This window comes from Dactylosporangium vinaceum (assembly GCF_019904175.1).
In the GTDB taxonomy this organism is placed as follows: Bacteria; Actinomycetota; Actinomycetes; order Mycobacteriales; family Micromonosporaceae; genus Dactylosporangium; species Dactylosporangium vinaceum.
In genome coordinates this window covers 1,838,117-1,858,317 of the sequence record NZ_CP061913.1, presented here as the reverse complement: position 1 = coordinate 1,858,317, position 20,201 = coordinate 1,838,117, and the positions used below count along the sequence as shown (strand labels likewise).

The 20,201-nt window shown below is 72.0% G+C and carries 19 protein-coding genes and 1 pseudogene; 7 read left to right on the top strand and 13 right to left on the bottom strand.

Annotated elements, in window-relative coordinates:
- Positions 1–226 precede the first annotated feature (226 nt).
- A complete protein-coding gene (locus Dvina_RS08010; protein ID WP_223101749.1) occupies positions 227–1,465 on the bottom strand; it encodes an FAD-binding protein in 1,239 nt (412 codons plus the stop codon).
- 1,068 nt (positions 1,466–2,533) lie between these two features.
- On the opposite strand from Dvina_RS08010, the gene Dvina_RS08005 reads away from it, so the two are divergent.
- A complete protein-coding gene (locus Dvina_RS08005; protein ID WP_223106268.1) occupies positions 2,534–3,256 on the top strand; it encodes a hypothetical protein in 723 nt (240 codons plus the stop codon).
- Positions 3,257–3,562: 306 nt separating this feature from the next.
- Here Dvina_RS08005 and Dvina_RS08000 read toward each other — a convergent pair whose 3' ends face one another.
- Both Dvina_RS08000 and Dvina_RS07995 read right to left on the bottom strand, forming a co-directional pair.
- Positions 3,563–4,120, bottom strand: a complete 558-nt coding sequence (locus Dvina_RS08000) for a DUF305 domain-containing protein (RefSeq protein ID WP_223101743.1) — start codon at positions 4,118–4,120, stop codon at positions 3,563–3,565.
- Between the two features lie 69 nt (positions 4,121–4,189).
- Entirely contained in the window at positions 4,190–4,948 is a 759-nt protein-coding gene (locus tag Dvina_RS07995; protein WP_223101737.1) for a lytic polysaccharide monooxygenase, read from the bottom strand.
- A gap of 297 nt (positions 4,949–5,245) precedes the next feature.
- Between Dvina_RS07995 and Dvina_RS07990 the strand changes: the two genes are divergently transcribed.
- Positions 5,246–6,067: an alpha/beta fold hydrolase gene (locus tag Dvina_RS07990; RefSeq protein WP_223101735.1), complete on the top strand. Its 822-nt coding sequence runs from the start codon at positions 5,246–5,248 to the stop codon at positions 6,065–6,067.
- Positions 6,068–6,232: 165 nt separating this feature from the next.
- Here Dvina_RS07990 and Dvina_RS07985 read toward each other — a convergent pair whose 3' ends face one another.
- On the bottom strand, positions 6,233–7,117 hold the full coding sequence (locus Dvina_RS07985) for a LysR family transcriptional regulator (protein WP_246656092.1): 885 nt from the start codon (positions 7,115–7,117) through the stop codon (positions 6,233–6,235).
- 151 nt (positions 7,118–7,268) lie between these two features.
- On the opposite strand from Dvina_RS07985, the gene Dvina_RS07980 reads away from it, so the two are divergent.
- Complete coding sequence (locus Dvina_RS07980; RefSeq protein WP_223101732.1) at positions 7,269–8,195, top strand: FAD-dependent oxidoreductase; 927 nt, start codon at positions 7,269–7,271, stop codon at positions 8,193–8,195.
- A 373-nt stretch (positions 8,196–8,568) separates the two neighbouring features.
- Here the strand turns inward: Dvina_RS07980 and Dvina_RS07975 are convergent, their stop codons facing one another.
- Together Dvina_RS07975 and Dvina_RS07970 are read right to left on the bottom strand one after the other, a co-directional pair.
- Complete coding sequence (locus Dvina_RS07975; protein ID WP_223101725.1) at positions 8,569–8,985, bottom strand: hypothetical protein; 417 nt, start codon at positions 8,983–8,985, stop codon at positions 8,569–8,571.
- A gap of 442 nt (positions 8,986–9,427) precedes the next feature.
- Positions 9,428–10,267, bottom strand: a complete 840-nt coding sequence (locus Dvina_RS07970; protein ID WP_223101724.1) for a 3-methyladenine DNA glycosylase — start codon at positions 10,265–10,267, stop codon at positions 9,428–9,430.
- Positions 10,268–10,815: 548 nt separating this feature from the next.
- Here Dvina_RS07970 and Dvina_RS07965 point away from each other — a divergent pair.
- Positions 10,816–12,159: a PQQ-dependent sugar dehydrogenase gene (locus Dvina_RS07965; protein ID WP_223101722.1), complete on the top strand. Its 1,344-nt coding sequence runs from the start codon at positions 10,816–10,818 to the stop codon at positions 12,157–12,159.
- A gap of 3 nt (positions 12,160–12,162) precedes the next feature.
- Here the strand turns inward: Dvina_RS07965 and Dvina_RS54080 are convergent, their stop codons facing one another.
- Together Dvina_RS54080 and Dvina_RS55655 are read right to left on the bottom strand one after the other, a co-directional pair.
- Positions 12,163–12,657, bottom strand: a complete 495-nt coding sequence (locus Dvina_RS54080) for a hypothetical protein (protein ID WP_246656091.1) — start codon at positions 12,655–12,657, stop codon at positions 12,163–12,165.
- Between the two features lie 895 nt (positions 12,658–13,552).
- Positions 13,553–13,723, bottom strand: a pseudogene (locus Dvina_RS55655) (hypothetical protein); the annotation flags it as partial.
- A 146-nt stretch (positions 13,724–13,869) separates the two neighbouring features.
- Here Dvina_RS55655 and Dvina_RS07955 point away from each other — a divergent pair.
- The gene (locus Dvina_RS07955; RefSeq protein WP_223101718.1) at positions 13,870–14,316 is read left to right on the top strand and encodes a hypothetical protein; all 447 of its coding nucleotides are present in this window, start codon (positions 13,870–13,872) and stop codon (positions 14,314–14,316) included.
- On the opposite strand, the gene Dvina_RS07950 is transcribed toward Dvina_RS07955, so the two are convergent.
- The 5 genes from Dvina_RS07950 to Dvina_RS07930 all read right to left on the bottom strand — a co-directional run bounded on the left by Dvina_RS07950 (position 14,297) and on the right by Dvina_RS07930 (position 18,475).
- On the bottom strand, positions 14,297–15,022 hold the full coding sequence (locus Dvina_RS07950; RefSeq protein ID WP_223101711.1) for a hypothetical protein: 726 nt from the start codon (positions 15,020–15,022) through the stop codon (positions 14,297–14,299). The two genes, Dvina_RS07955 and Dvina_RS07950, sit on opposite strands and share 20 nt — an antisense overlap.
- A 154-nt stretch (positions 15,023–15,176) precedes the next feature.
- On the bottom strand, positions 15,177–15,437 hold the full coding sequence (locus tag Dvina_RS07945; RefSeq protein WP_223101709.1) for a hypothetical protein: 261 nt from the start codon (positions 15,435–15,437) through the stop codon (positions 15,177–15,179).
- Positions 15,434–17,026, bottom strand: coding sequence for a radical SAM protein (locus tag Dvina_RS07940; protein ID WP_223101707.1), 1,593 nt, complete (start codon positions 17,024–17,026; stop codon positions 15,434–15,436). Before Dvina_RS07940 ends, Dvina_RS07945 begins: the two co-directional genes overlap by 4 nt.
- Before the next feature lie 8 nt (positions 17,027–17,034).
- Complete coding sequence (locus tag Dvina_RS07935) at positions 17,035–17,379, bottom strand: hypothetical protein (RefSeq protein WP_223101706.1); 345 nt, start codon at positions 17,377–17,379, stop codon at positions 17,035–17,037.
- Between the two features lie 355 nt (positions 17,380–17,734).
- On the bottom strand, positions 17,735–18,475 hold the full coding sequence (locus Dvina_RS07930; RefSeq protein WP_223101704.1) for a prolipoprotein diacylglyceryl transferase: 741 nt from the start codon (positions 18,473–18,475) through the stop codon (positions 17,735–17,737).
- A gap of 241 nt (positions 18,476–18,716) precedes the next feature.
- Between Dvina_RS07930 and Dvina_RS07925 the strand changes: the two genes are divergently transcribed.
- The gene (locus Dvina_RS07925; protein ID WP_246656506.1) at positions 18,717–19,607 is read left to right on the top strand and encodes an endonuclease/exonuclease/phosphatase family protein; all 891 of its coding nucleotides are present in this window, start codon (positions 18,717–18,719) and stop codon (positions 19,605–19,607) included.
- Between the two features lie 103 nt (positions 19,608–19,710).
- Positions 19,711–20,199 carry a hypothetical protein gene (locus Dvina_RS07920; protein ID WP_223101701.1) on the top strand — a complete coding sequence of 163 codons (489 nt, stop codon included), beginning with the start codon at positions 19,711–19,713 and terminating at the stop codon, positions 20,197–20,199.
- The last annotated feature ends 2 nt before the right edge of the window (positions 20,200–20,201 follow it).

Genomic DNA, 20,201 nt, shown 5'->3' with positions numbered 1-20,201 from the left:
GAAATCTACTCCGCGCCCTCGCGCCCCTCCACGAACGCGTTCCGGGACACCCCGGCCGGGTCCGACCGGTCGCGCCCGCGCGGCGACGCCGCAGCCACCTGGTGAAGTGCCCGGACCGGATTTGGCCGCGCGACCGCGCGACCGAGGCGGGCCGGAAGCCGATCCCGCTCCACCGCGTGTTCCGCAACGGCCCCGGCTGATGCAGCCGCGCCCGCGCGGTTGCGAGCTACCCGGCGAGGACGTAGCGCTCCACGAACGCGTTCCGGAACACCCCGGCCGGGTCCAGCCGCGCGGCGAGGGCGGCGAAGTCGCGCCCGCGCGGATACGCGGGAGCGCTTCGGAAGACCTTCCCCCAGTGCGGCCGCGGAGCGAACGGCGCGAGTGCCTCTTCAAGCGCGTCAACCGCCCGAAGCACAAGCTCCTGATTCGGTACCCATGTGAAGTGCAGCGCCACGCTGTCGCGCTCGAAGTGCGGGCTCAGCCAGAGCGAGTCCCCCGCGATCGTACGGACCTCGGAGATCTGCAGGGCCGGCGTCACCCGGTCCCGGACCCGCTCCACGGCCGCGAACGCCGCCACCGCGTCCGCGCGCGCCACGAAGTACTCCGACTGCAGCTCCTCTCCGCTGCTCGGCGTGAACTCGAGCTTGAAGTGCGGCAGCCGCTCGTGCCACGCCCCCGGGACGCCGCCCTGCTCCGTGCAGTGCTCCGGAGACATGACGGCGATGGGGTGCCGCTTGCCGCCGGCGGCCGCCGCTCCGAACAGCTCCGCGGGCGCGGGCGCGTCGTCGTCGCGCCGTTTGACCCACACCTGGTCGACGGTGTCGCCACGCCAGCCGGTGAAGAGGCTGACGCTGTACCCGGCGGCGGCGATCTCGTCCCAGTGCGCGTCGAGCTGCGCGCGCGGGAGCCGCTCATAGACGTGCTGGCTGACCTGGTACCGCGGCTGGATGTCGAGCGTCACCCGCACGACGGCCCCGAGCGCCCCGAGCGCGACCACGGCCCCGTCGAAGTCCGCGTCCCCGCGCCGCAGGGACACCAACTCGCCACCGCCGGCCACGATGTCGACCCCGGCGATCGCGGTGGCCAGGTTCCCGAGCCGCACACCCGACCCGTGCGTCCCTGTCGCGACCGCGCCCGCCACGGAGATGTGCGGCAGCGATCCGAGGTTGTGCAGCGCGTAGCCCTCGGCGTCGAGCTTCCGCGCCAACTCCCCGTAGCGCACCCCGCCCGCGACACTTACCGTCCCGCCCGCAGCGTCGATCCGGATGTCGGCCGGCAGCCCCGCCACGCTTACCAGGTCGGCCTCGGTGTCGGCGATCGTGTTGAACGAGTGCCCGGTCCCGAGCACCCGCACCTTGTCCGCCCCCGCCACGATCTCCTGCACCTGCTCAACGCTTCCGGGCCGATGCACCCGCGCCGCGCCGAACTCGATGTTTCCGGCCCAGTTCCGCAACCGCTCGCCCATTAGCCGCCTCCACCTCACAAGCCCGGTCCTGCCAGCCACGGTAACGACCCCGCCCCTCCCGCGCCTCCGCGCGCCGCTCCCGCTCGATCACGCCCCGCGGCACAGGGCATCCACCAGCCAAAACGCCAGGCAGCCCACTACGCCACGACTCCAGCCGATCTCCGACGCTTCCGCGCGCGAGCAGCGACGCCTCGGCCCCAAGACTCGGCCCCAAGAGACGCGACGCCTCGGCCCCGGGAAATGCGACGCCCCGGTCCCGGGAAGCCGGCTCCTCCACGCGCGGAAGGATCGCGGAATACCGAAGCGAAGCGGGCAGAGGCACGACTGTGGCGGCCCGTGGCACGCAGGCGGCCGGCAGGCGTATAGAGGCGACCGCGCGGCGGATCGCCCGAACAGGCACAAGCCGGCCGCAAGCGCGAGCCCGTTACAGGCGCGAGCCCGCCGCGAGCGCAAGCCCGCCCGCCGGAGCCAACCCACCGCAGGCGCCAACTCACCGCAGGCGCCAGCCCGCCGCAGGCGCAAGCAGGCCGCGGTGGCGAACAGCGGCCGCTGCGCGACGGCGGGCGAGTGGCTGGCGTGGCTGATGTGCGCATCGGACGGTGGCGGGCCGGTGGCGCGGGTCCGGATCACAGCCGGCGGGCAGTACCCACAGCGACACGATCCGGAATTCGCCGACTGTCGGCCGATCCCCGGCAGCCGATCTTCCGATCCGGCCGCGACCGAATGTGGGTTGTTCACCACCGAACGAGGTTGGAGAGGGCCATTCGGCCGTTCCCTCGCGTCCGGCGCCCGCGCAGACTTCGGCTCGTGACCTCTCAGCCACCGCAAGGTACCGATCCCTGGCGGCCAGGGCAGCCCGGTCGCCCCGCCTCCGCGCCCGGCCGGCCGGGCCTTGCCGCCACGGGATCAGGCTCCGCCGACCCCGCCGCCGATCACCCGGATCACCCACAGGGCGCGCCCGCGGCCGCGCCTGGACCGGGCGGCCCACGCGCGGACGCGCCCGGCCCGACGACGCGCCCGCCATACGGACCAGCGGGTGGCCCCCGGACCGGCTCTCCATCGTTCTACGTGCCGGGCCGCCCGCACAGTGCACCACCGACCTCTGGAATTCCGGCGGCGGCCGCGGACTGGAGCACCGCGCCCCTGCCGATCGGCTCTTACGGCGCGGGCCCGCTCCCCGGTGGCCAGTGGGCCGGTCCAACGGCAGCCGGCGGTCCGCATGGAGGCCAACCACCCCTGGGCGGCGCGCCGGTCGGCCGCGGCCCGAAGAAGCACGGCTGGTACCTCGTCCTGGCCGCCGCGGTCCTCGGCGTCTTCGTCTTCTGCGGCATCGTGGTCGCCGCCGCCGGCAACCAGGAAAAGCCGTCCAAGTCCCAGGACGTCGCCCGCAACGGCGCACTGGGCGCCCCGGTCAGCGAAGTACCCGTGTCACCGTCGGCCGCGCCGGCCGCCAATGCGCAGGCCACGACCGCCCTACCGCCCACCACGGACGCGCCCGCGCCGACGACGACCACCGCTCCCGCGCCCGCGGCCACGACTGGCGCGAAGCCGGCGACCAAGGCTCCGACGACGAAGCCCCCGACCACCAAGCCGGCAACGAAGCCCACGACCAAGCCGCCGGCGCAGAACTGCAACCCGAACTACACGCCCTGCGTCCCGAACGACCCGGTCGACGTGGACTGCGCGGGCGGCTCCGGCAATGGCCCGTCCTACGTGCAGGGCCCCGTCAAGGTCATCGGCAGCGACCCGTACGGCCTCGACACCGACCACGACGGCATCGGCTGCGAGTGACGGGCTGACGCCACCCATCCACGCGCGGAGGCGTGCCCCAGCGCTATCGGGCACGCCTCCGCGCGGTTCACGTCGGCCGATTTCGCGCCGCCCGGCCACCTCGAGCAGCCCACGCCCCGGGGCCGCGAGCGCGTACACGTAGCGCCTGTCCCAGGGGCTCGGGCGCGTAGACGTAGCGCCCGTCGCGAGGACTCGGGCGCGCCGGTCAGTCTCGGCCGCACCGGCCTGTGGCGGCGCTGAGCGCAGTCCGGCCGGCGCGGGACCGGAGCCGGGGACGCGCGGACGCGTCGGTTGGAGCGGGCGGTGTCAGGCGGGTTCGTTGAGGTACCGCAGCATCTGTTGAATTTCTGCTGTTCGCGACTCGTCGATGCGCTTGGCGAGGTCAAGTGCGCCGGGGTTGACGCCGCTGCCGGTCTCCAGGCGAGCGATCTCGATCGCGTTGTGCTGGTGGGCGATGATCAGGTTCAGGAACTTCGTCTCGAAGTCGCTGCCCGTCGCGGCCTGTAGCGCCTGCAGATCGTCAGGGCTGGTGCCGTGGGCGCCGCCGTGGCCGGCGTGCGCGGACGCGTCGGCCGTGGGTGGCCGGCCCCAGGAGCTGAGCCAGACCTGCATCGTCTTGAGTTCGTCGGTCTCGGTGACGTCGATCGCGGCCGCGAGGGTGCGTACGTCCTCGCGTACGGCCTTGGTGCGGGCCAGGCGCACCATCTCCAGCGCCTGAGCGTGGTGAGCGACCATCATCTGGCTGAACATGACGTCGGTGTCGTTGAAGACACGTTGCTCGGTGCCTGCCGGGGCGGGCTGCTCCGGGGCGGCGGCGCAGCCCGCCAGCAGGAACGCCGCGAGCAGGAGCGCGAAGCGTTTCATGGGTCTCCTTGCGCGCGGGGGCGGCGCCCCGTCGGTCGGGGCGCCACCTCATTCAGCGATATCGGCGGATCAGACCCGCTGCCACAGGGCCGGGACGTTTGGCGGTTCCCAGCCGGCGATGGCGGTGTGGGCCTGGCGGCACTGGTACGTGACGCCGTTGTACGTCACCCGGTCGCCCACCTTGTACGCGGTGCCAGCAGCCCAGGTGGTCGTGCCCGCAGGCGGCTGCGTGGGCGTCGGCGAGGTGGTGGGCGTGGGGCTCGGACGCGTCGGGGACGGCGACGGCTGCGTGGGCGTCGGCGTGGGGTTGCCGCCGGTGCCGACCTGCAGGTCGACGCACGAGTAGAACGCGTTGCCGGTGTCGGCGATGTTCCAACGGGCCAGCACCAGGATCCGGCCGGTGCGGCCGCCGAGACTCACCGTGTGGGAGACGGTCGCGGGCGGCTGCTGATTCCCGCCGTCGATGTTGGCGATGCGGGTGCCGCCCACGAAGTACTCGAAGTTCGCCGTGGCGTGGCGAGCGGTGAACACCCAGTTGAAGGTGACGGTGTTGCCGACCGACGTCGCCGGCCAGCCCTTGTTCGGGTCGTCGAGCTGCGAGAACTGGCTGTTGCCGCCGCTGCAGCTCGTCAGGCCCTTGGGCCCCTCGACGCTCTGCGGCTCGTAGACGATCTGGCCACAGTTGGCCACGCGGCCCTGGGCGCACATCGCCTGGCGGCTGGGCGGTGAGGAGATGTACCCGTGCGCGGACGCCGGGGACGCCGTCGCAACGAGCGCGGCGGCCACAGCGGCCAGCGTCAGGGGTATCGCAGCGATCGCTTTGCGCATCCAATCGCTCCTTCCAGCAGGGGGTGATGCCGCCCAATGTAAGGGAAGGATTGTTAACAGTAAATAACCTTTATGAATATCGGTCGATGGAGCGCTCTCACTTGAGCTGCGGTTGACCGCCCGTTAAGACACCGCCCGCGACCGCGCGACAGGTCGCGTCTTCGCCCAGGTCACGCCTCTGCCCCGGGGCGCCCGCGCCCGCGCGCCACCCGAGCGGGCGAGGTTGATCGCCCGCGCCGCGGTCAGACCCCGAAGGAGTAGCCGACCCGCTCGTACCCAGTCCTGCGAGGAGACGCCATGCCCTTCATCAACACGCCCGACGGCACCCAGATCTTCTACAAGGACTGGGGCTCCGGCCGCCCCGTCGTGTTCAGCCACGGCTGGCCCCTCAACGCAGACACCTGGGACAGCCAGCTGATGCTGCTGGCGTCCCAGGGCTATCGCGCGGTCGCGCACGATCGCCGCGGCCACGGGCGATCCACGCAGACGTGGACGGGCAACGACATGAACACCTACGCCGACGATCTCGCGGAGCTGATGGACCAGCTCGGCCTCTCGGACGCGATCATGGTCGGACATTCGACGGGCGGCGGCGAGGTCGTCCGGTACCTCGGCCGCCACGGCACGTCACGCGTCGCCAAAGCGGTATTGGCGAGCGCGGTACCGCCGCTCATGCTCAAGACCGAAACCAACCCGGAGGGCACTCCGCGCGCTGCATTCGACGAGATCCGCGCCGGCATGCTCGCGGACCGGGCACAGTTCTATCGCGACCTCAGCGCCCCGTTCTATGGCGCCAACCGCCCCGGCAGCACCGTTTCGGTGGGCCTGCGCGAGCAGTTCTGGCGGCTGAGCATGCAGGTGGGGCTCAAGGCCGCGTACGACTGTGTGCGCGAGTTCTCGGAGACCGACTTCACCGAGGACCTCCAACGCATCGACATCCCGGCATTCGTGGCGCACGGAGACGACGACCAGATCGTGCCGATTCAGGCCTCGGCCGTGAAAACGGTGCGATTGCTGAAGAACGCAAGCCTGAAGGTGTACCCCGGTGCGCCCCACGGCATCAGCGGCGCCTACGAGGCCGCATTCAACGCGGACCTGCTCGCTTTCATCGAGGACTGAAGCCGTCCCGCCGGACCGGTCGGCTGCTTCCCGCGCGGACGCACCTCAGGCACCACGCTCCGTCAGCAGCAACCCATGCGCCACTCAACCGGCGAGGTGCAGCACCGGCTCGCTGTGGCCGCTGAGGCCGCGCGCGGAAGCGTCTCAGATGCCCAGCCTGCACTGTCAGTCGAGCTCGTCAAGCGTCGCGAGGAGGCGCTGGACGACGGGTGTCGCGGCGCGGTCGTTCCAGGCGAGCCCGATGTCGACGGTCGGCACCGGAGGGGTGAGGCGGCGCAGTACCACTCCGCGCAGGCGCAGGGCCTTCGCGCGGCCCTCGGGCACCGCCGCGACGACACCACCGGCCGCGACCGCGCGCAGGAGCTGCTCGTCGTCCGGCTCGTAGCGGGCCAGGTTGATGCCGGCCGGCCACACCTGCGCGACGATGCGGTCGAACATCCCGGGCCCGTTCTCGCGTGGCCACATCACCGCCGGCTCCCCCGCGATCTCCTCCCGGGCAACGCGGCGAAGACGGGCCAGCCGGTGCCCGGCGGGCAGGGCGAGGCGCAGCTCCTCGGTGTCGACGAGCCGCCACCGGATGCCGGGCTCGTCGAGCGGCGGCCGGACGAACGCCGCGTCGTACCGCCCGGCCATTAACCCGGCGACGTTCGGCGCGTGCCATCCGGTTTCCGGCAGCACCTCGACGAGCGGGTTCTGCGCCCGGAAGCGCTCGACGAGGGCGTCGACCCGCCCGCCACGGGCCGATCGCGTATACGCCAGCCGAATCCGCCCGCCCTGCCCCCGCGCGGCCGCCTCGATGCGCTCCCGCGCGGCGCTGGCCTGCGCAAGCAGCAGCGCGGCCTCCGCCGCCACGACCGCGCCGACCGGGGTGAGCACACACGCGCCCGCGCCGCGCTCGACGAGCCGCGCGCCGACCTCCCGCTCCAGCGTCCGGACCTGCTGGCTCAGCGCCGGCTGCGCGATCCGCAACCGCGCGGCCGCGCGGGTGAAGTGCAGCTCCTCGGCGAGCACTGCAAAATACCGCAGCCGCCGCAGATCCAGCGGTTCCATCGAACGAGCATATGCCGCAGGCATGTAGGGGCCGGCGAGGCGACGGGGCGCGGCGACCGGGCATGGGCCGGCGGGCGCCATAAGCGGGACCTATCGCGTGGTAACCCGCCCGACTTGGACAAATACCGGCCGGCGCTGGTTGCCTGAGGTCATGGATGACGTCATCGTGCTGGGTGCTGGAGTCATCGGCTTGACCTGTGCGGTTCGGCTCCTCGAAGCCGGGGCGCGGGTGCGGGTCCTGACCGCTGATGCGCCGGAGACGACGGTGTCCCGGCTCGCGGCGGCGGTTTGGTACCCGACGCGGACCGCGGCCGATCCGCGGGTTCTGACGTGGGCGCGGGCGGCGTACGACGAGTTCATGAGGCAGGCCGCCGACGGAGTGCCCGGCGTCGCGCGGAGGCCCACGCGGATGGTGATCCGTGACGGCGAGGCGGGGACGCCGTGGTGGGCGGCGGCGGTGCCGGACTTCGCGGCGTACCCCGGCGAATGGCGCTTCACTGTCCCATCCGTGGAGATGCAGGAGTACACCCGCTGGCTCGTCGCTCTTGTCCAGTCCCGAGGTGGCGTTGTGGCGCGCGGACGCGTGGCTTCGTTGCGTGAATTGGGCGGGCGGGCCGGCACAGTCGTCAATGCGACGGGGCTGGCCTCGCGCGTCCTCGCGGGCGACTCGACGGTCTTCCCGGCTCGAGGGCAGATCGTGGGGGTCGCCAATCCGGGTCTCGTGACGTCGGTGCGGGACGAGGGGCATCCGGGCGGCATGGCGTACATCCATCCGCGGTCGCGGGACGTCGTGCTCGGGGGCACCTTTCAGCCCGGGGACTGGAATCAGACGCCCGATCCGGCGACCACCGCGGCGATCCTGGAGCGGTGCGCCGAGCTGGTGCCGGAACTGGCCGGTGCGCAGCCGCTGTGGGAGGCGGCGGGGCTGCGGCCGGCCCGCGAGGGCGGACCTCGGCTCGAGGTGGCTCCGGAGCCGCTTCCGAGCGGGACACGGCTCGTGCATTGCTACGGGCACGGCGGCGCGGGCGTCACACTCTCCTGGGGCTGCGCCGACGAGGTGGCCGGCCTGGTCGCCTGAGACTCTCGCCATGCCACGCGACAAGCAAAGACACAACGCCCCGGTGGTACTGCCACAGCAACTGTCCCACCATCCAGCTGACGCGCGGAGGCGTCGCCCACAAGCTTGCGGAAACGAGAACGTCACCGACCACACCGACGGGGCGCCTCAACGGGCAACCAGCGCGCAGGGCCGGCAGCCAACGCGCGGACGCGGGTTTGCAATCAGCGGAGGTCACGATCTACGCCACCGTCGCCGAGCTCTTGGCCGGCTGCTGATCCGCGTCATGGCCAGCCGTCTCGGGACGCGCGGTCGCGTATGACGGGCAGCGGTGGGTGGCTGCGCCGGCGCTGTTGCGGCTCGGTCCACAGGAACTGGCGGTACGTGGAGAGGGTCAGTTGCGCGTGTAGGTCAGGTCGAAGTCCTTCGACCACTTCAGGCCGTCCTTGGACATCTCCCAGTAGGCGTCGATGCGCTTGCCGTCCGGGGCGATGCTGGCCGTGAACCGCTGGTTGAAGCCCTCGGCCGCGCGCCAGATGCGCCAGGTGCTGCCGTCGACATCCATGCCGTACACGCGGAGGACGCCGCGGTGGTCGGAGTAGAGCATCGTGAAGATCTTGCTTCCATCGTCATAGCCGATGACCGATGTGGTGGGGAACGGCGAGTTTTCGATCCATTCGCGAGGTGTGTCGTCGGCGGGCGGGTCCGCGTCCGCGCGCTGGACCAGGAACTCTCCGTCGTCCGCCCACGCGAAGCTCGCCCAGCCGCGCATGGTGACCTTGCCGTCCACGGTGGCGACGGTGTCCCACATGCCCAAAAGGGACCTCAGACGCCGCCGAACCTCACTCATTGCCACTCCCCGGACCCGAGTTCCCGCCAGAACATGAACCCGACTTATACACTAGGCGCCCGCGCGCGAACTCCTCCCAGCGGTCATCCGACAACGGCCGCCAGGAGCCTCTCCCACCCGGCGAACCGGCCGACCTTCGGCGGGACAAACCGACGCCACGAGACCCGCTCCCGCGCGCCCGCGCGGACGCGGCGATGACGGCCACCATGCAGCACTTCCGCGTACAGATGCCGTGCCGGCCGCCACCCTCGAGCACACCCGCGCGCGGAAGCCTTGGCAGCCGCCGCCTTCGAGTGCACCCCACGGACGCGGTGCGGTCGTTGCGGTGCGGTCGTTGCGCTGCGCCCGCGCGCGGACGCGATGCCGTCGTTGCGCCGCATCCGCGCGTGACACTCGCGGGCGGCTACTCGGCTACGGCGGCCAGGAGTCGGTCGCACTCGGCGATCAGGCGGGCTCGCAGCGGGGCGGCGCGGATGGCGAAGGTTCGTTGGGCCTCGATGTAGCGGGCCCGACCCTCGGGGGTTTCGATGCGTACCGGGGCGTAGCCGAGGTCGGCCAGGTCGTACGGCGAGGCTTGCATGTCCAGTGTGCGCACGTCGCGGGCGAGTTCGAAGCAGTCGGCGATGAGCTCGGACGGGACGAGTGGGGCCAGCTTGTACGCGTGCTTGTACAGGTCCATGTTCGCGTGCAGACAGCCCGGCTGCTCGTTGGCCGCCTGGGTCTCACGGGTCGGCTGGAGCAGGTTCAGCGGCCGCGCGGGCGCGGTGTAGAACCGGAAGGCGTCGTAGTGGCTGCAGCGGATGCGGCTGGCCTCGACGACGGCGTCGGTGCCGGCCGGGCCGAGGCGCAGCGGCCAGGCGTTGTGGCGGATCTCATCCTGAGTCTGGCGGTACACCATCGCCCACTCGTGCAGGCCGAAGCACCCCAGGTGCGGCGTCCGCGCGGCCGTCGCGATCAGCAGGTCGCGGACCCAGGCGATCGCCTCCGCGCGGCGGGGCGGCACCATGACCGCCTCTGCACAGGCGGGCGTGTCCGCGTCGGACAGGACGACGCCCGCACCCGGGTGCCAGCGGCGGAGCTGGGCGGGGCGATACGAGTAGTACGTGAACAGGAAGTCCTCGACCGGGTGCTTGCGACCGAGCCGGCGGCGGGCCAGGTGCGGCTCGATCCACGCGTCCACGCGCGCCTCATGGGCGGCACGGCGCGCCTCCCAGGTCGGGCGGGCCAGAACGGTGAGCTGCACTCGACAAGCTTACGAACAGATCTCACGCAGCCCGAACCACGCCTCCGCGCGAGGGCCCCCGGGGCCGGCCAACGCCACGCCGCGCCACCGCGCGACGACACCAAACCACCCCGGCCAACACCAACGCGTCCGCGCACGACACCACAGCCCGGCCACCGCCACGCGTCCGCGCGGCACAGCATCGCGGCAACGCTCCGCGAACACCACCGCACGGACCGAACCGCGCCTCCGCGCGGACCGAACCACGCCCCCGCGCGGCACCAAGCAGGCGACGTGCATGAGCGGCAGACGCCCGGTCCGAGGCAGCCAGCGCATGCGATAAGGCCGCCGAGCGGACGGCCCGGACCTGCGAACGGCGGGGCCGAAGCTGCCGAGCAGGCACCGCGAGGCTGCAGGGCGGCCGGGCCAAGGCCGCCGAGCAGGCGTCCCCGGGACTGCCGGGCGGCCCGGTCGAGGCCGCCGAGCAGGCGCCCCGAGGCTGCCAGCGCCTGCGGCTCTGAACCGCTGAGCAGCGCCGCGCCCGCCCGGAGCGAGGTAGCGTCGATGCCATGCGCAAGCTCGCCGCACTCCTGCTCGTCGCCACGCTGGCCCTCACGGCCTGCTCGGATGCCGGGCAGGAGGGTGCCCAGAACGCGCCCGCGCGCCCCGAGGGCTCAAACGGTGCGCCGACAGCGAGCGGGTCAACCGGTGGACTCGGAGCGCCGGTGCGGGTCAAGGTCGAGGTGCCGTCCGGGCTCGCGGCCGCGCCGTTCAACCAGGACCGGTACCTCCAGCTGCCCACCGGCTGGAAAGCGGCCGTCTACGCGCGCGTCGACAAGGCGCGGTTCATGGCCCTCACGCCGAGCGGTGACCTGCTCGTGTCGCAGCCCGGCGCCGGAAAGGTCCAGCTCGTCCGCGCGGGCGCGGTGTCGGAGTTCGCCGGCGGGCTGCGGCAGCCGCACGACATGGTGTTCGCGCCGGTCGGCGGGCAGATGTTCCTGTTCATCGCGGAGTCGAACCGGGTCGTGCGCTACCCGTACAGCAACGGTGACCTCAAAGCCCACGACGGCCAGGTCGTCGTCGACGGGCTGCCCGACACCAGCACGCCGGAGCTGCGCGGCGCCTACGCGCACGTGCTCAAGAACATCGCGGTCCACGGCGAGACGCTGTACGTGTCCATCGCCTCGACCTGCAACGCCTGCGTCGAGGACACGGTGAGCGACCCCCAGCGGGCCGCCATCTACACGTACGCGGCGGGCGGCACGAACGCGTCCCGGCACCTCCTCGCCCGCGGCATCCGCAACGCCGAGGGGCTCGCGTTCCGGCCGGGCACTGACGAGCTCTGGATCGTCGTCAACAACCGCGACAACACACTGGTGCCGGACGACCGCGACGTCGACGGCGACGGGCAGTCCGACAAGGGCAAGAAGATGGCCCAGTTCGTCGACGACTACCCGCCGGAGGAGTTCATCAAGGTCCGCGACGGCGGCTTCTACGGCTGGCCGTTCTGCAACCCGGACCCGGGCAAGGGCCTGCACGACATGGGCCTCCTGCGCGACTACGAGCTCAACCGCGACGGTGCCAAGGCCGACTGCACCAAGGCCGACCCGATCGACCTCGGCCTCCCCGCGCACAGCGCACCGCTCGGCCTGACCTTCTACAACGGCGCGGCGATCGTCCCCCTGCACGGCTCCTGGAACCGCACCAAGCCCGCCGGCTACAAGGTCCTCTACGTACCCTGGACGGCCAACGGCCCGAGCGACCCGGTCGACCTGGCCACCGGCTTCGTCGGCGCCGACGGCAAGTGGTGGGGCCGCCCGGTCGACGCCGCCATAGACACCGACGGCACCATTCTCATAAGCGACGACGCCGGGGGTACCGTCCTGCGCCTGACGCCTCCGCGCGCCGGCTGACACTCAGGCGATCCGCGCGGGGCTACCGTCCGCGTTGTGGAAGGTGACACCGAGTGGTCCATTGTGGACCGTCAGTGTGCCCCCTGCAGTGAGGGTAGCGTCAAGTAAGCCGTCGGCAATCTTCAGGCCGCGGACGCGGAAAGTGCCCACCGGGGACGGGGTCAGCGGGTCGAACGTGATCCGACCCCCGGGCACGTCCACGTCCAGGCCCAGCAGCGCGACCAGGATCGCCGGGGCGATCGCGGCGCCGCACGCATGGGGACGCGCGGACGCGGTGCCGTCGAACGTCGGCAGGCGGTAGTCGAGGCGCTCCGCCGCGGCCAGGAGATCGGCGATCACGGCTGGGGTTCGGAAGGCCACCGATGGGTCCTCGAACACCACGGCCGAGTCCCGGAAGACCGCGGCCAGTTTCCCGAATACCGCGTCCAGGTCGGCGACGACTGCCGCTCGGTCGCCGACGACCGCATCCGCGCCCTCGAAGACCGCGTCCGCACCCACGGAGCCCGCGTCCGCTCCTCTGGAGCCCACGTTCCCGCCCACGGAGCCCGCGTCCGCGCGCCCGGAGCCCACGTTCCCGCCCACAGAGCCCGCGTCCGCGCGCCCGGAGCCCACGTTCCCGCCCACAGAGCCCGCGTCCGCGCGCCCGGAGCCCCGTCCCGCCCACAGAGCCCGCGTCCGCGCGCCCGGAGCCCTCGTCCCCGCCCACAGAGCCCGCGTCCGCGCGCCCGGAGCCCGCGTCCCCGCCCTCGGAGACCGCATCCGAGGCCCCGAAGACGGAGGCCCGGTCACCGACGACCGCCGCCGGATCGACCGAATTCCCGGAAGTCCCGGCCGGGGCGGGATTCGAAGCCGGGGCGCGGTTCGAAGCAGGGCCGGGCGGGGCAGCGTCAGGTGGCATGCCCCAGCGGATCGCCGCGGCCCGGGTGGCCGTGAACAGCGGCGCCAGGTCGGCCGTGATCGCGTTGGCTACCAGGCGTAGCGTGCCCGCCGCGACGTCGTGGCCCAGCGGGAGTGCAAGGCGGGCGGCCCACAGAGCCTCGCGTGGGGACAGGGTCAGGTGCGAAGGGCTGCTGGTGCTGTAGTACGCGTCCGGGCCCGCGGTTCGGCGCAGCGCGTCCAGGTCTTGGACTCCCGCGCGGACGAGTGCGTCCAGGCGTGGGTCGTCCGCGGTCACCCGGAGCGTGCTGAAGCGCTTCGGACGGGCTGTCGGCGGGATGTCGGTGCGGGTGATCCGGGCCTCGACCTGCCAGGAGCCGCGCGGGGGTACCTCCGCCGTCCAGGTCAACGGCGTGCCGGCACAGGGCGGCGTCGTCTCGATGCGCGCGGACGCGAGCGCCTCGGCCAGCACCGTCACCGTGACGGTCATCGGCACATCGGCGGCGTTCGACAGCGTGATGGTCTCCGTCCCGCCCATCGGCTCGGCCAGGCGGCGGCGCACAACCGTCAGCTCCGGCCCGGCCGCGACCGCCGAGAACACCGCCGACGACGCGCCCGCGCGATGCGACGACACGGGCGTGGGGGCGGCGCCGTCGACCAGGACGTCCCACCGGGACAGGATGCGCACCCCGTCGACGAAAAGCCCCTCGGGCAGCCACGCGGCCGGCGCGGCCAGGCAGGTGATCGGATCGACGAACGCCACCTCAGCCGCCACTCACGTCGACCTGCGCCGACCGGCCGGTCGGGTGCGCACCAGCCGAGCTCGAAACAGAGGTGGTCGAGCACAAGACGACCATGTCCGGGCTGGAAGCAACGGTGTCCGAATGCAAACCGGTCGCGGCCAGACGCGAAGCAACGGCGGCCGTGCCCGAAGCGGTGGCGGCCGGGCTCAAAGCGGTGGCAGCCGGGCTCAAAGCGGTGGCAGCCGGGCTCGAAGCAGTGATGGCCGAGCTCAAAGCGACGGCGGCCGGGCTCGAAGCAGTGATGGCCGAGCTCAAAGCGACGGCGGCCGGGCTCGAAGCAGTGGCGGTCCGGCAAGAAGCAGTGGTGGCCGGGCTCGAAGCAGTGGCGGTCCGGCAAGAAGCGGTGGCGGGCGGGCTCGAAGCAGTGGCGGTCCGGCAAGAAGCGGTGGCGGGCGGGCTCGGAGCGATCCTGGTCCGGTTCGAGGCGGTGGGGGGTGCCGGACGGGCGGAAGACACCCTCAGCCTCCGATCACGTTGACGGCGCGGGCCACGACCAGCAGGACGGTGACCAGGGAGATGGCCGACTCGGTGAGCATCAGCATCTTCGCCCAGGTCGACATCGGCAGGGTGTCGGTCGGGCTGAAGGCGGTGGAGTTCGTGAAAGCCAGGTAGAAGTAGTCGAAGAAGCCGGGCTCCCAGTCCTTGTGCGCCAGCTCCGGGACCTGCATCTGGGTGAACAGGAAGTCGGGGTGCGGGTTGTCGCCGTCGGCGCGGGCGGCCGGGCCGCCGCGGTCGGTCTCCCAGAACCACAGGGCGAAGACGATCACGTTCGTCAGCCAGATGGCGGCGCCCCACAGCAGGAGGTGGGCCGGGAGTGCCACGGAGGGGCCGGAGGTGAACAGGGCGCGTACGAGGAGCCCGACCGACCAGATCGTGACAAGCGTCAGCACGCCGACCAGAGCGAGGGCCAGCGGGCGCAGGATGCGGGTCTCGCGGTTGATCTGCAGCGGGTTGACCACCACGATCGTGAGCAGCATGGCGCCCTCGAGGCCGGGCAGGAGCCAGCGCGGGTGCGGGGCCAGGTCGGGTGGCAGCACCAGGTGGATGACGATCGCGATCGCGATGACCAGGGCGGCCGGCCAGCGCTGCTCCGCCTCCGTGCGGCGCAGCCAGCCCGGCAGCGGCTTGCCGGGCCTGGATGATCCGTCGGACCCGAGGTCCAACGGGGGCGGAAGATCGCTCACGGAGAGCAACCGTAGACCCATGAACCCAAAAAGCAACCACGAACCCGGGAACCGAACAGCCGCCGCCGAACAACAGGCGCCACAGAACAGCAGGCGCCACAGAACGGCACGCGCGACAGACAGCAGGCGCCGCAGTACAGCAGGTGGCGGCCCGTCAGGCCAGGAGCTGGTACACCCGCCAGCCGATCGCCACCGTCCCGGCCAGCGCGAGGACGCCCAGGTACGCCAGGACGAGGCGGGTGTCGCGCAGGATGCACTTCGAGCGGGTCAGGCCCTGCCGGCGGGCGCGGAGGTACCCGGCGAAGCCCAGCGCCGCGAACCCGACCACCGCGACCGGCCCGAGCAGCCAGGCCACGGCGGCGATCGTGGCGTAGATGCACAGGCGCAGCGGGTCGTACGGTGCCGAATTGTTCATCGCACGACCGGCGTCGCCACCGGCACGGGCCGCGCGGCCGCGACGGCGCGCGGCAGGCGCTGCGCCGACAGCGCGGGCCAGGCCTGCACCGCACAGAACGGCGCGCACTGATCGACCGCGGACGGCGGGCCGGAGGCGGTGGCAGGAGCAGACGACCTGGTCGCGACGTGCACGCAGCACTGCAGCAGCCGCTCCTCGATCATCGTGTGCAGGTCCATGAACGGCTTCACCGTGATGCGTTTGACCCGCTCCCCCAGCATCTTGCGCAGCCGGTTGCGCCCGCCCGGGAGCGAGGCCGAGACGAGTGTCGTCAGCGTCGAGATGCCCAGGTCGCAGTTCTCGCAGATGTCGCGCCACAGGTTGCCGACGTCCGGGTGCGACAGCGACGACTGCTCGGACAGCAGCCCCATGAGGGAGTCCTTGACCGCGTTCTTCAACATCGCCGGGAGCTGCACGTCGGCGATGCGGTTGGCGACCACGTCCGGGGCCAGGTCCAGGAACTCCAGCAGGCGGTCGTGGCCGATCAGCTTCGTCATCGACTGCCACTCGCCCGCGTCGTCGCGCAGCATGTAGCCGACCGAGCAGCAGTGCGGGTGCGAACAGGGCAGTGCCGTGAGGTCGCGCCAGGTGACCACGTCGCCGGTCTGCGGGCCCAGGCGGGCGAGGACGCCGGTGTGGGTCAGGCGGTCGAGGGGGTCGATCGCGCCCGAGCGGCCGGAGCCGAACTGGGGCTGCAGGGAGACGCCGCCGACGTACGGGGTGTCCAGGGCCCGCTTCACGACCGCGCCGATCTCGTCGTCGTTGACCCCGAGGGCGCAGGTCATGGTCAGCGTGGTGAAGATGCCGCGCGCGGAGAGGCGGTCGACGGCCTGGTCCTTGAGCCGGCGCAGGTCGGCGCCGCGGTGGTGGCGGGCGGCGCGCTCGGACACGCCGTCGTACTGCAGGTACACCTCGACGCGCTCCCGATGGGAAGCGAGCAGGTCCAGCAGCGCATCGTCCCGGGCGATCTTCACGCCGTTGGAGTTGATCAGGACTCGGACGACGTTGCGGGCCGACACCTCGTCGAGCAGCTCGGCCAGCCACGGGTACAGCGTCGGCTCCCCGCCGGAGAGCATGAGCACGTCGATCCGGCCGTTTTCCCGCGACAGCTTCGTGTCGACCGAGGCCAGGACGTCGGCGAGCGGCACGGCGCCCTCGATGGCCGGGGAGGAGTCGGTGAAGCAGGTCGGGCAGCGCAGGTTGCAGCTGTCGGTCAGGTCGGCGAGCAGGATGCAGGTGTGCTGGGTCTGCATCTCCGGCAGCCCGTTGAGGTAGGCGGCGGGCACGGGCGCGAAGTTGCCGGCCAGGTCGGGCACGTGGACCTTGGTGGGGGCGGTCCACTGCTCGAGGTACCGCAAAATCTCCGGGTTCTCGTCATAGAGGGTGCGGATCAGCCCATGGCGGGGGCAGCCGCGCTCCAGCCAGATGCGCCCGTCCCGCTCGGCGAGCCAGCCCGAGAGGCGCTGTACGTCGGGCAGGTCCGCCTCGGCGGCGCACGTCGGGCAGAACGCGTTGACGTAGCGGTGGATGCGGTCGCCCCGCAGCTGCATGCCTGTCGTCATACCGTTCCCTGGTTGTTGATCAGCGCGATGCACACGCCGATGCCGATGACGGGGAAGACCAGGACGCTGATGCCCCAGCCGATGAGGACGCCCAGGCCGATGCCCCGGTCCCGGTGGGCGATCCAGAGGGTGCCGAAGACGATGCAGGCGATGCACAGCAGGACCTGCAGCACGATCTCCACCCACAGCCCGGCGAACCCCACCGCGGCGGCGATTCCGACACCGATCAGCACCGCGACGACCTGCGCCCCGAACGCGATGCCGATGCCGCCGAACACCCGCCCGGTCCGAATCGGCGGCTTGGAAGGCGGCGGCGGGGGCGGGGGCACGGTCCAGCTCATGCCGTCACCTCCGCAAGCTCCGGCGCCGGCCTGAGCCCCGCCCTGAACCCATGATGAGCGGCCACTCCGCTGCGCTCCGCACCGCTCATGCCCGCCACCTCCACAAGCTCCGGCGCCGGCCTGAGCCCCGCCCTGAACCCATGATGAGCGGCCACTCCGCTGCGCTCCGCACCGCTCATGCCCGCCACCTCCACAAGCTCCGGCGCCGGCCTGAGCCCCGCCCTGAACCCATGATGAGCGGCCACTCCGCTGCGCTCCGCACCGCTCATGCCCGCCACCTCCACAAGCTCCGGCGCCGGCCTCAGCCCCGCCCTGCGACACTGACGAGCGGCCCCGCCGCTCCGCGACGCACCACTCATGCCGGCACCTCTTTCGAACGATGGGACAACGCGAACCGCAGGCCTGAGAGCGGCAGCAGGGCAAGCAGGAACAGCTGTGACCGGGTCAGGCCGGCCCACACCACCTCGTTGCCGCGCACGAACTCGACCCCGAAGCGGAACGCGGCGTAGGCCGCCAGATACACCGTGAACAACCGTCCGGGCTTCTCCACGAACCACTGACGCCCGCGGACGGCCAGCAGGACGCCGAACGCCGCGAGATGGAACAAGATCTCATACACGAACGACGGATGCAGCGGTACGTGGGCGGGCACGTGCATCGCCGCGGCGTGGGCCGTGTCCAGGCGGATGCCCCACGGCAGGCTCGTCGGCGTGCCGGGCGGCTCGGCGAGCAGGCAGCCGATCCGGCCGACGGCCATTCCGGCCGCGACCGCGGGCGCGAACAGGTCGCCCGTCTTGTGGGGGTAGCCGGAGATGCGCTTGCCGAGCAGAGCGCCCAGGTAGGCGCCGACGAGCCCGGAGAGGATGCTGCGGTTGCCGTACGCCCACTGCTCCAGCAGCGGCGCGTTGTCCCGCGGGTCCAGGTGCTGGGCCCAGGTCCCCAGCCGGGCCAGGAGCGCCCCGCCGACCAGGGCACCGGCGAGCACGTACCAGAGGCGCTCGTCCTGGGCCCGGCGCCGGCGGATCTCCCAGAGCAGCACGACGGAGGCGACCACGATGCCCAGCGCGACGAACACGTCGTGGGACAGGATCGCCACCGGACCGATCCGTATGATCACCGGGTGCACGGGGGCCGAGCCTAATGCCATCCGGCCATCCACACGTGAAGATCGTGTGACGAAGGCGCCCGGCGTTGCGGGGGTCCCATACCCTGGCGGGATGGCCGTCACGGAAGACACGCTCCGTCTGCCGCCCGAGAAGCCGCTCAGGCGCGGGCGCCGCCGGTGGTGGGGCGCCGTGGTGTGGCTGCTGGTGCTGCCGTTCGCGGCCTGGGCGGCGATGCGGGTCTTCGGGCTGGAGTCGGGCTTTCCGGCCGTACAACTGATGGCTTTCACGCCTTATGTCGCGGGTGCCTCACTGGTGCCGCTGCTCGTGGCCCTCGTGACCAGGCGGGTCTGGCCGGCCGTCGTCACCGCCGTCGCCACTGTCGCGCTGGCCGCCTGCGTCCTGCCCCGCTGGATCTCCGACAGCTCTCCCGAGCCGGGCGGGCCGGGGCTGCGGGTGCTCAGCGTCAACATGCTCTTCGGCGGCGCGGACCCGGGCGCGATCGTCGGCCTGGTCCGGCAGCTGAACGTCGACCTCGTGGCGCTGCAGGAGTACACGCCGGAGGCGCAGTCGGCGCTGCGCGCGGCCGGGCTGGAGGCCGTGCTGCCCAACGCCGTGGCGTATCCGAAGCCGGGCGTGACGGGCTCCGCGGTGTACAGCCGCTTCCCGGTCACCGATCTCGGCTACCGGCAGTTCCCGTCGACGTTCGGGCAGGCCCGGGCGTCGGTGGCGGTGCCGGGGGCCAAGGACGTGCGGGTCGAGTCGGTGCACCCGTGCGCGCCCGCGTCCTCGCGGCTGAGCCACTGCTGGGAGAAGGACATCGCGCTGGAGCCGGCGGCGACCCCGGACGGGGCGGTGAGCCTTCTGCTCGGGGACTTCAACGCCACCCTGGACCACGAGAAGTTCCGGGAGCTGCTCGACACCGGCTACCGCGACGCGGCGGACGTCGCCGGCGCCGGCTTCGACGCCTCCTGGCCGTATGACGAGCGCTGGTTCATCCCCGGCGTGGTGCTCGATCACGTGGTGGCGGACCGGCGGGTCGGCGTGGGGAAGGTGTCCGTACACCAGATGCCGCAAAGCGACCACAAAGCGGTCTTCGCCGAGCTGGTTCTTCCCAAGGCCTGACAAGCGAAGGCGTACCTCCGGCTATACGAGCTTCGTTGGCCGGGAGTACCTTCACGTACGGATCGGGCCCCCGCCCGAACGGGAACCACGTTGGAGCAGATGGGTGACACGAACGTTTCGCGGCCTCGCGCTCGCCATCGCCGTGCCGCTGGTCCTGAGTGCGGCGGCCGCGTGCTCGGACAAGCAGGGCGACAAGGCGGACCCGGCGTCCGACCGCCCGACGGTGGAGGTGACCGCGCAGCCACAGGACGCGCAGTCGGCACAGGTGACCGCCGAGCAGGTGTTCGACAACCTGTCGGAGGGCGACTGGGCCGGTGCCTGGGACCTGTGGACGGACGAGGCCAAGTCGGCTATCGGCAAGGACGCCTACATCGACCTGGTCTCGACCTGCACGGGCCAGCAGGGCCAATACCAGGTCACCGCGGTGACGCCGGTCAACGACTCGACGGCGACGATCAAGTGGACGCACGTCCCGCCCACCGGTGCGAGCGCGGCGCCGGGGCAGAGCACGGTGAAGTACCAGAACGGGGCTTGGAAGTTCGAACCTGACGCGGCGGCGCTGACCGCCTACCGGCAGAACAAGTGCCCTTAACG

Coding starts and splice junctions, on each gene's coding strand:
- Dvina_RS08010 (WP_223101749.1), bottom strand. CDS start 1,465: ATGGGCGAGCGGTTGCGGAACTGGGCCGGAAACATCGAGTTCGGCGCG.
- Dvina_RS08000 (WP_223101743.1), bottom strand. CDS start 4,120: ATGAAACGCTTCGCGCTCCTGCTCGCGGCGTTCCTGCTGGCGGGCTGC.
- Dvina_RS07995 (WP_223101737.1), bottom strand. CDS start 4,948: ATGCGCAAAGCGATCGCTGCGATACCCCTGACGCTGGCCGCTGTGGCC.
- Dvina_RS07990 (WP_223101735.1), top strand. CDS start 5,246: ATGCCCTTCATCAACACGCCCGACGGCACCCAGATCTTCTACAAGGAC.
- Dvina_RS07985 (WP_246656092.1), bottom strand. CDS start 7,117: ATGGAACCGCTGGATCTGCGGCGGCTGCGGTATTTTGCAGTGCTCGCC.
- Dvina_RS07980 (WP_223101732.1), top strand. CDS start 7,269: ATGGATGACGTCATCGTGCTGGGTGCTGGAGTCATCGGCTTGACCTGT.
- Dvina_RS07975 (WP_223101725.1), bottom strand. CDS start 8,985: ATGTGGGACACCGTCGCCACCGTGGACGGCAAGGTCACCATGCGCGGC.
- Dvina_RS07965 (WP_223101722.1), top strand. CDS start 10,816: ATGCGCAAGCTCGCCGCACTCCTGCTCGTCGCCACGCTGGCCCTCACG.
- Dvina_RS07945 (WP_223101709.1), bottom strand. CDS start 15,437: ATGAACAATTCGGCACCGTACGACCCGCTGCGCCTGTGCATCTACGCC.
- Dvina_RS07940 (WP_223101707.1), bottom strand. CDS start 17,026: ATGCAGCTGCGGGGCGACCGCATCCACCGCTACGTCAACGCGTTCTGC.
- Dvina_RS07935 (WP_223101706.1), bottom strand. CDS start 17,379: ATGAGCTGGACCGTGCCCCCGCCCCCGCCGCCGCCTTCCAAGCCGCCG.
- Dvina_RS07925 (WP_246656506.1), top strand. CDS start 18,717: ATGCGGGTCTTCGGGCTGGAGTCGGGCTTTCCGGCCGTACAACTGATG.